This window comes from Methanolobus bombayensis (assembly GCF_017873415.1).
Taxonomy (GTDB): Archaea; Halobacteriota; Methanosarcinia; order Methanosarcinales; family Methanosarcinaceae; genus Methanolobus; species Methanolobus bombayensis.
In genome coordinates this window covers 18,781-28,171 of sequence record NZ_JAGGKD010000023.1, presented here as the reverse complement: position 1 = coordinate 28,171, position 9,391 = coordinate 18,781, and the positions used below count along the sequence as shown (strand labels likewise).

The window sequence follows — 9,391 nt, the reverse complement described above, 5'->3', positions numbered from 1 at the left end:
GAATCATTCCCAACAGAATGATAACGAAATGAGACTTACACTCGTAGGAAGCTCCTTCCTCGACAGCCGAAGGCTGGCAGGGAGGAGGAGTTCACGGAGACTATCTAATTAGCTCCAAATTCCTCCTATTCCATTGGTCATCGGTTAAGGAGATTCTTTTGACTTATTGCTAATGATTTCGGACAAAAACAACCGCCAATACATTATAACTTTAATCAATAAGTGAAGTTACAATCATCATTATTTTATTTTCAGATATTTTCATATATAATTGAAACTCTATTTAGAATAGAAGATTATTAAGGGAGAAGGGAATGATGCTGGAAAGTAAATGTATAATAATCGCAGGTGAAGAAGCCGGACCCAGATCTAACAAAATGGGCGGTATATGGAACGTCATTGATGCCGAAAAAAAGAACCTTGCAAACCTGATAGCAAAGGGTGTCATCGATGAAAAAACAACTCCTACCATAATTGTTGCGGGACCTTATTACGGGCATAGCGGTTCGGACTGGAATAAAGGGCTGAATCGTATCACTGACATGGAAGACTTTGAAGAACTTGAAGCTGAAGATGCCATAAATGAAGCCATAGAAGAACTAAAAATAAAAGGTATTGAAGTTTTTCCCGGTCTAGAGGTAATAAACGGAGTAAAGGTCATACACCTGATGTTCAAGACAAATGATTATTGCAGGGTCAGTGTGAACTACAAAGGACAGGAAATGTGTCTGGCAGCTTCTATTAAGGCAGAAGCCTACGACCTTATAGGCCTTGATTCCATGACCTATGAAAATATGGGAAATGGTGCGGAATATACCCATTACCTGAATCTTTCCTATGCAATTTCGGAATTTGTAAAAACCCTTGTTAAATCAAGAGACACAAGCTCTGAAGAATACGGTGATGAAGCTATTTCTGAATTTGCAGCATCTCTTATGCCTGCTATTAATGTTTCACTTCATTGCCATGAGTTCGGAGTGTTCTATTCTCTGGCAAGACTGAAAAAGCTTGGAATCAGTGTCAGAAGTGTAGCTACATATCATGCAACACTACCGGGAAGATCTGCAGGGCACAGATCCATACTAAAGATAAGAGAAAATGATAGTTCCTGGGAAAGCGGTGTTCCCGTAAACCTGGCAAAGCTTGAATCATTATCAGGATTTGCAGATGTTGTAACAGCTGTTGGAGATTCCACACGTAAGGAAATAAAACTATTCTACGGGATAGACTCCATCATTGTCCGCAACGGGATAGACAATGACGGTGAAGATGTCGAATGGGAAAAGAAAAAGGAATGCAGGGGAAGGATACAGAATTTCCTTTCAGAGAAATTATACAATGTGTACAATGGTAAAGTTATACCCCCGGAAAGGATCATACCTATTTTTTCAATATCCCGTATTGAGATAGAGAACAAAGGATATCCTGACCTGCTGGACTCACTTGTCCTGCTTGACAGGATGGTTAAATTTGAGATAGATGCGGGACATCTCGATGAGAATTATCGAGTGATCTGTTTTATGATAGCAGCTCACGGACCCAAAACAAATCCACCGGAAAACTTCCCTATAAACTTACCTGAAGAAGTGCTTGTTGGAGAGGAACTACGCCTTCAGCAAATGATAAAAGCCAGAAATCTGGAATGTGCAAAACTTACCGATGGCAGCAGGCATGTTTCAGCAGTACTGTATCCCCAGTGGATATCTGACCATGACGGAGGTCTCAATATGAGGTCAGATGAACTAATGGCAGGCTGTATTGCAGGTGTTTTCCCATCTAAATATGAACCATTCCTTCTCACAGGACTTGAAGCAGGAAAAGAAGCAACCCCCAGTATCGTTAGCAAAATATGCGGATTCAGTGATGCGCTTAAAACACTCAAGAGACTTGTAATGGGAATGGGAGGTGTCATTGTCGTTGACAATATCAATATTCCGTATCTGGAATCAATTGCAGATTACGCACTTACCATGGATTACTTTATAGACACATTCACCGATGACAAAGTAAAGTACAACCTTCTCTGTCAGGAAGCAAATCTCCTTGCAAAGGACATGAACTGGGAAGAGCCAATAAAGACATATTATGAACTTTTGACCGGAATCAGGATGGAATAAAAAATGTCCGAGTTACGCAAACACTATTTCCTTGATGAGTACTGCTTAATAGCATCCGGCAGGGCAAAAAGACCATCCGCACCAAAAGCCTGCGGAGAGGACATGAAGGCACACAGTTGTGTATTTTGCAGCGGTCACGAAGACAAGACACCTCCTGCAAAGGCTGTTTACAAGAACGGCGAAATACTGAAAGACACCAATGAAGAGCTGGTTAAGGACTGGCAGGTCAGATGTATACCAAACCTGTATCCTGCATTGTCTCCAGATGCTCCTGATGTTGAAGATTCAGGTTTTGAGGTTAAGAAAGGATTCGGATATCATGAAGTTATAATAGAGAGTCCTTCTCATGAAAACAAGATTAATCTCTTTTCTGACGAGGAAATACTCCTGCTTATGAAAGTCTACAGGGACAGGGTAATGCACTACCAATCCAAGGAAGGGATTGAATATATATCACTCTTTAAGAACTGGGGTAAAAAAGCAGGTGCTTCCCTGGAACATACTCACTCTCAGCTCATCGCGGTTCCAATAATACCCACATCTATTGTTAAAGAAAAGAAGGCTATTTCCGAGCTGAAAAATTGTCCTTACTGTCACATCATTGAAAAAGAGAAAGGAAAAGAGCGGCAGATCTACGAGAATGACAATTTCATTCTTATTGCACCATACTGTTCCAAATACCAGTATGAAATGTGGATGCTTCCTAAAAAGCACGTGAACCATATTTCTGCTTTTACTGATGAGATGCTCATGTCCCTTGGAGATTGTATCAGAACTGCAGTCAAGTTACTTGACAGAACAATACCGGAACTTGCATACAATTACATGTTCTTCCAAGTAGATCATGATCCTGGTTATCATTTCAATGTAAGGATAGCACCCATAACTTCAATTGCAGCGGGCTTTGAAAAGAACACGGAAATATACATAAATACCATCCCGCCAGAAATAGCTGTAGAGCACTTGCTTAATCCTGAGTAGGCGTTTATTCAAGAAGTGATCTGATGAAAGATAAATTAAGAATAGCCATGTTCTCATGGGAAAGCCTGAATTCCATTACAGTGGGCGGACTGGCACCTCATGTAACTGAACTCTCGGAAGCACTGGCCCTGAAAGGACATGATATTCACATATTTACGCGCAACAAGGATATGCCTTCTTATGAAGTCATTAAAGGTGTGCATTACCACAGGGTCCACCATGCACTGGATGGCGGCATTGTTCAGCAGATGGACAGTATGTGTGATTCCATGTACAGTGCTTTTACCGAAGCAACCGGGGAATTCGGAAGATTCGACCTGACTCATGTCCATGACTGGCATCCTGTGAACCTTGTATGCAGACTGAAAGAAGAATTTAATATTCCTTTCATAATGACATATCACAGTACCGAATGGGGAAGGAACGGTAACAAGCATGGTAACTGGTGGGAAGCCATGGAGATAAGCCATCGTGAATGGAGAGGCGGCTACGAATCATCAAAAGTGATCGTTACATCCACAAAACTAAAAGATGAGATCCAATACCTGTACCAGATACCTGACTATAAAATATCAATAATACCCAACGGCATACACGGGGAAAAAATGAGAATAAATGTTGACCCCGGCAAGGTCAAGGAAGAATATGGCATACATCCATATGCCCCTGTTGTCCTTTTTGTAGGCAGGATGAATTACCAGAAAGGACCTGATCTTTTTGTAAAAGCCATTCCTGCAGTACTGGCTAACAGATGGGACGTGGAATTTGTTATTATTGGTGAAGGTGAAATGCGACCTGAATGCGAAAGGCTTGCACATGAAATGAATATCATGGATAGTTGCCATTTCCTTGGTTATGTGGATGAATCAGTGAAAAAGAAATGGATGAATGCCTGCAATCTGATATGCGTGCCAAGCCGCAACGAACCCTTTGGAATAATTCTTCTTGAGGCATGGGATGCAGGTAAGAATATCGTTGCAACTGATGCTATATCACTAATAGATAATTTCAAGGACGGTGTTATTGTTTATAAGAATCCGGAATCCATTACATGGGGAATAAATCATGTATTCGATAATTATGCTGATGGGGAACTTGGAATGGAAGGACAGAAACTTATCGGGACAAGATACAATTGGGATAATATAGCAGATTCCACAGTAGATGTCTATAAAGAGCAACTGAAAAGTTCCCGGGTTCAATAAACCAAATTGGTTATTGTGGGGTGGTATTATCAGGAAATTATTTCACAAAACATCGGAGAAAGCAGGGCTTGCGCCTGGTTCATTGATACACATAGGAGAAGAAAGAACCGAAAAACCCAGGATATCCATTATAGACTACGATAAAGATAGCTATCAGGAATATGTTGTTGAAAACGTAGAGGAATGCTTACCTTTCAAGGACCATCCTACTGTTACATGGATAAACGTGGATGGTATTCACCAGGTTGACATTATAGAAAAGCTTGGAAAGCATTTCGGATTGCACCCTCTTGTAATGGAGGATATAGTCCATACAGGCCAGAGACCAAAAATGGAGGATTATGATTCCTACATATACATTGTCCTGAAAATGCTCTGGTTCAGGAACGGAGAGAACGATGTTAAGGCTGAGCAGGTCAGCATTATACTTGGAAATAACTTTGTAATATCTTTCCAGGAACTTGAGGGCGATACTTTCAATTCTATAAGAGAGCGACTGCGAAATTCAAAAGGCAGGATCAGGCTAATGGGAGCCGACTATCTTGCATATGCACTTCTTGACTCTATCGTTGATAATTATTTCATTATAATAGAAAAGTTCGGAGAGATAATTGAAGAACTAGAAGAAGAGCTGGTCGAAAATCCGGAATCCGGAACTCTCCAGAACATACACGACCTTAAGAAAGAAATAATCTACCTGCGCAAATCGGTCTGGCCACTAAGGGACGTTATCAATGGATTGCAGAGATCTGAATCAGATCTTATTGAAGACACGACATTCGTGTTCCTTAAAGATGTCTATGACCACACAATACAGATTGCTGACACCATAGAAACATACAGGGATATACTATCCGGAATACTGGATGTTTACCTTTCAAGCGTGAGTAACAAAATGAATGAGGTCATGAAAACACTTACGATAATTGCAACAATATTTATTCCTCTAACCTTTCTGGCGGGAATGTACGGAATGAATTTCGGTTACATGCCTGAACTGGGATGGAAATGGGGATATCCGGCTGTGTGGATAATCAATATATTAATATTCATTTCCATGTATGTATATTTTAGAAAGAAAAACTGGCTTTGATCAGGGAAAGAGTAACGATAAGCAATGTTTGAGATATATCATCCACCGTTCACAACAGAAGTTGAAGGTACTGAAATAATAGTTGAGAAACAAGAAGATGACCTTATCTACAAACGCATGTTTGAAGGTAATGAGGAAAAAGAGTTTCTTCTTCTCAATAGCTACAAGGATATTCTTATAAATCCTATCGAGCCGGTGAACCTTCCTGAAAAGATCACATCATTCCTTCTTATCGATTTTAAAAAACCTGCAATTATACGTCCCGGTGACCGGAGAAAGATATATCTGAAATTCCCCGTAGAGATCGGAGTCTTTGTTGCTGATAAAAATGAGAACTATGAAGTAATTGATACCTTTACCTTCACCAGGATAAAATACACACTTTACGGAAGCCATACAAATGGAATAGTCTGCAGGCAATGGGAAAGTGATGTTTTTACAGAAGAACCTGAAACAGACATACTCTATGAAGGATTTATTGAACTTGATATATTCAATGACTCAAACCATCATATGGAAATTACAAAAGCATTGTTCAACGCCTATGGAATGAAGCTCTATTACGGAGACAAAAGACTTGGTATGAAAGCCAGCATGAAGATTATAAATAAATTGCTTGCTGAAACTGATTTCAGTAGATACCCTACAACTTCAAGGTTCAAGCGTTCAATAGAACTCTATACGGCACGCAAGCTTGCAATAACAAGCACAAAGGGAATCATGGAGTTTGGTATAAATGAATAACAGCAGCACTGCAGATATCATATCTTCATATTTCCCTGCACTTTCAGACCCCGTACTTCAGGCAGTAACTGTAATAGCTATTCTTTTCTTTACAATTTTAATAGCAAAGGGTATAACAATATACCTTCAGAGATCGCTTAAGGACAAGATGGACAAAGAGCATCTCAATATTCTTATCAAATCCATCTATTACGGAGCCATAGTTCTTTCCATTGTAGGCGTTATTTTCCCGTTACTGCAAATTGACACATCAGGTCTTCTTGTTGCCGGAGGAGTAGTTGGTATAGTTATTGGTTTTGCCAGCCAGAGTATAGTTGGTAATTTTATTTCAGGCGTATTCTTAATGATAGAAAGACCTATTAAGATAGGAGATCAGGTAAATATTGATAGCAAGCTCGGTTATGTTGAAGACATAAAGATAATCTCCACGATAATCAGAACCTATGACGGCCTTTACATAAGACTCCCTAATGAAACTGTTTTTACAACAAGTATCACAAATTATGTTGCAAACCTTACCAGAAGGTTCGAATATGTGGTGGGAATACGATATAGTGATGATGCCGATGAAGCCATAGGAATAATCAAAGAAATAATTGACAGGGAACCTTTTGCATTGGTTAATCCTGGTCCAAGTGTATTTGTGGATACCCTTGGGGATAATGCAGTCAACATCATTGTCAGGATATGGGCACCTGCAACACAATGGTATGATCTGAAAATGAAACTTCTATGGGTTATCAAGAAAACACTCGAAGAGAAAGGCATTGAGATTGCCTTCCCACAAAGGACAGTTTGGTTTGCCAGTGAACTCAATACCAGGAATTATCAGGATAATACTGAAATGGGATATGATAAGCAATGAAGGCAGTCTGTGTTTGTTTTGAAGTACACCTGCCTTTGCCTCTGCGATGGTACTGGCCAAGAGAAGGTTATGGAGACGTTTATATTGAGAAATATTTTGACATGGAAAAAGCGTTCCATAACTTCACAAAGTTTGCATCGAATATTGAAACTCTTAATGACACTTTGGCCAAATCTATCGAAAACGGAGGGAAATATACCCTGGATATATCAGGTATTTTCCTTGAACAGTGCAAATGGGCACCTGAAGTAATAGATGGTTTTCGAAAGCTTGGAAAGAAAAATGTTTCTTTTGCAGCCTCACCTTACTACCATTCCATATCATGCCTTTTCCCAAATTTAGATGAATTTAAAGAGCAGGTGGAAATGGATGTTGAGATAATCAGGGACGTTTTCGGATGTGAGCCAAAGACTTTTGTTAATACCGAACTTGTATTTGATAAAAAGATAATGAAAATACTTGAGGGTATGGGATTTAAGTGTTTTATTTCCGAGGGTTCTCACAACATTATGAACGGTTACGACCCGATGCATGTTTATGATAACGAAGTGCCTACCCTCCTGAGACATATCAACCTAAGCGAGGACCTGGAAATTAAATTCTCGGACAGAGCATGGCCCGGATATCCACTGATAGCAGACAAATTCGCATCATGGATAGCGAGCATGGAAGGAGATGTTATTACTCTCTACATAAAATACGATGCCATTAATACCCATCTTGAAAAAAATGAAGGAATACTTGAATTTCTTCACGAACTGCCCTTGTGTCTGAAAAAGCATGGTGTAAAAATGTTGCTGGCTGAAGAAGCAGTGGAAATGTTCAAAATTACAGGACTCTCATCACTTGAATCCAAAACGACCTCCCGCTATGGAATGCATAACCTGCTTGGAAATCATGCACAGCATCTGTTCATGCACGAGCTTGTGGATATTGGAGAAATGCTTGGAAAACTTGATGATAGCGAAAAAAAGACAGATTTACTGAAGATCTTCCGATATTTGCAGCAGAGTGAGATATTCCTGGAAATGAATTCCGAGGAAAGAAGACTTGGATATGAAAGAGCAGTCAATGACCTTTCAATTCTCTCAGACATTGAGAGAGCCATAATCGAAAAAAGTAGTCTGGGAAAGACTTCTGACAAAAAGGAGGCAGGAAAATGAATTCAATCTGTCCTTTCTTTGAGGTCCACCAGCCATACAGGCTCAGATGGTTCTGGCCTGACAACAAGCAGGGTTTTGATCGCTACTTCGATGAAGGTGTTAACAAAGAAATATTCCACAAGGTTGCAGGAAAATGTTACATTCCTGCAAACAGGACCCTGCTTGAGCTTATTGACAGTACTGATGGGTTTTTCAGGGCAAGCATGTCAGTTACCGGAACCCTGCTTGAACAATGTATGGAGTGGGGAGAGGATGTACTGGACACCTTTTGTGATCTCGCAGAGACAGGATGTGTGGAATTTCTGGACGAAACATGCTATCATTCCCTTGCTTCACTTTTTGAAGATAAGACGGAATTCATGGATGAAGTGAAAGAACACCGGGACCTCATGTCGGAACTTCTGGGTGTGACACCACGGGTATTCAGGAATACTGAAATGCTCTACAACAACAATGTTGCTCATTTTACAGCGGAGCTTGGTTATGATGCCATACTTACGGAAGGTATTGAAAGCATACTCCACGGAAGATCACCTGATCATGTGTACAAAGCAAAATACTCGGACATAGCAGTTCTCCTGCGCAATTACAAACTCAGCGATGATATCGGATATCGCTTCTCATCCAGATGGTGGGAGGAGTATCCTTTAACAGCAAATAAATGGGCCAATTGGGCTTCTCATGGTCATGGTGAAACACTTAATATTTTCATGGATTACGAAACATTTGGTGAGCACCAATGGAAAGATACGGGAATATTTGAGTTCCTCAGGGCACTTCCCGGAGAAGTGAAGGATAGAGGTATGCGTTTCCTTACACCATCACAGACCATAAAAAAGTACGCACCTGCCGGAGAGATCGATATAGGAGAGTTTTCAACAATTTCATGGGCAGATGTTGAAAGAGATACAAGTGCGTGGTTGGGTAATGACATGCAGCGCCGCTGTTTTGAAGAAATGAAATTACTTGGGACTTATGTCAAAAAAACAGATGACCCGCAACTTCTCAGAATATGGAAACATATGCTTACATCGGATCACTATTACTACATGAGCACAAAATGGCTCGGTGACGGTGACGTTCATTCATATTTCAGTATCCATAACTCACCTTATGACGCTGCTGTGAATTTCATGGCAGCACTTAATGACTTCAAAGCTCATGTATTCAGGACCCTGAACACACCAGTATAATAATATATTCTGTAAAGTAATATAACTCTG

Annotated in this window: 8 protein-coding genes; all 8 read left to right on the top strand. The window is 40.2% G+C overall.

Going from position 1 to position 9,391, the window contains the following annotated elements:
* Positions 1 to 317: 317 nt before the first annotated feature.
* From J2746_RS14070 to J2746_RS14035, 8 genes are read left to right on the top strand one after another with little or no spacing between them, the layout of a single operon-like run.
* Positions 318 to 2,117, top strand: a complete 1,800-nt coding sequence (locus J2746_RS14070; protein WP_209622519.1) for a glycosyltransferase family protein — start codon at positions 318 to 320, stop codon at positions 2,115 to 2,117.
* A 3-nt stretch (positions 2,118 to 2,120) separates the two neighbouring features.
* Positions 2,121 to 3,098, top strand: coding sequence for a galactose-1-phosphate uridylyltransferase (locus J2746_RS14065; RefSeq protein ID WP_209622511.1), 978 nt, complete (start codon positions 2,121 to 2,123; stop codon positions 3,096 to 3,098).
* A 23-nt stretch (positions 3,099 to 3,121) separates the two neighbouring features.
* Positions 3,122 to 4,303 (top strand): glycosyltransferase family 4 protein, encoded by a 1,182-nt coding sequence (locus J2746_RS14060; RefSeq protein WP_209622508.1) that lies wholly within the window; start codon positions 3,122 to 3,124, stop codon positions 4,301 to 4,303.
* Between the two features lie 13 nt (positions 4,304 to 4,316).
* Positions 4,317 to 5,396: a magnesium/cobalt transporter CorA gene (gene corA / locus J2746_RS14055; RefSeq protein WP_245250190.1), complete on the top strand. Its 1,080-nt coding sequence runs from the start codon at positions 4,317 to 4,319 to the stop codon at positions 5,394 to 5,396.
* 24 nt (positions 5,397 to 5,420) lie between these two features.
* Entirely contained in the window at positions 5,421 to 6,140 is a 720-nt protein-coding gene (locus tag J2746_RS14050; RefSeq protein WP_209622506.1) for a DUF432 domain-containing protein, read from the top strand.
* Complete coding sequence (locus J2746_RS14045) at positions 6,133 to 7,005, top strand: mechanosensitive ion channel family protein (RefSeq protein ID WP_209622503.1); 873 nt, start codon at positions 6,133 to 6,135, stop codon at positions 7,003 to 7,005. The genes J2746_RS14050 and J2746_RS14045 overlap by 8 nt, the downstream gene beginning before the upstream one ends.
* Positions 7,002 to 8,168: a polysaccharide deacetylase family protein gene (locus J2746_RS14040; RefSeq protein ID WP_209622500.1), complete on the top strand. Its 1,167-nt coding sequence runs from the start codon at positions 7,002 to 7,004 to the stop codon at positions 8,166 to 8,168. The genes J2746_RS14045 and J2746_RS14040 overlap by 4 nt, the downstream gene beginning before the upstream one ends.
* Positions 8,165 to 9,361: a glycoside hydrolase family 57 protein gene (locus J2746_RS14035; protein WP_209622497.1), complete on the top strand. Its 1,197-nt coding sequence runs from the start codon at positions 8,165 to 8,167 to the stop codon at positions 9,359 to 9,361. Before J2746_RS14040 ends, J2746_RS14035 begins: the two co-directional genes overlap by 4 nt.
* Positions 9,362 to 9,391 lie beyond the last annotated feature (30 nt).

Bases quoted from the DNA above. Each gene is read 5' to 3' on its own strand.
- J2746_RS14070 (WP_209622519.1), top strand. From the start codon at position 318: ATGCTGGAAAGTAAATGTATAATAATCGCAGGTGAAGAAGCCGGACCC.
- J2746_RS14050 (WP_209622506.1), top strand. From the start codon at position 5,421: ATGTTTGAGATATATCATCCACCGTTCACAACAGAAGTTGAAGGTACT.
- J2746_RS14045 (WP_209622503.1), top strand. From the start codon at position 6,133: ATGAATAACAGCAGCACTGCAGATATCATATCTTCATATTTCCCTGCA.
- J2746_RS14065 (WP_209622511.1), top strand. From the start codon at position 2,121: ATGTCCGAGTTACGCAAACACTATTTCCTTGATGAGTACTGCTTAATA.
- J2746_RS14035 (WP_209622497.1), top strand. From the start codon at position 8,165: ATGAATTCAATCTGTCCTTTCTTTGAGGTCCACCAGCCATACAGGCTC.
- J2746_RS14040 (WP_209622500.1), top strand. From the start codon at position 7,002: ATGAAGGCAGTCTGTGTTTGTTTTGAAGTACACCTGCCTTTGCCTCTG.
- J2746_RS14060 (WP_209622508.1), top strand. From the start codon at position 3,122: ATGAAAGATAAATTAAGAATAGCCATGTTCTCATGGGAAAGCCTGAAT.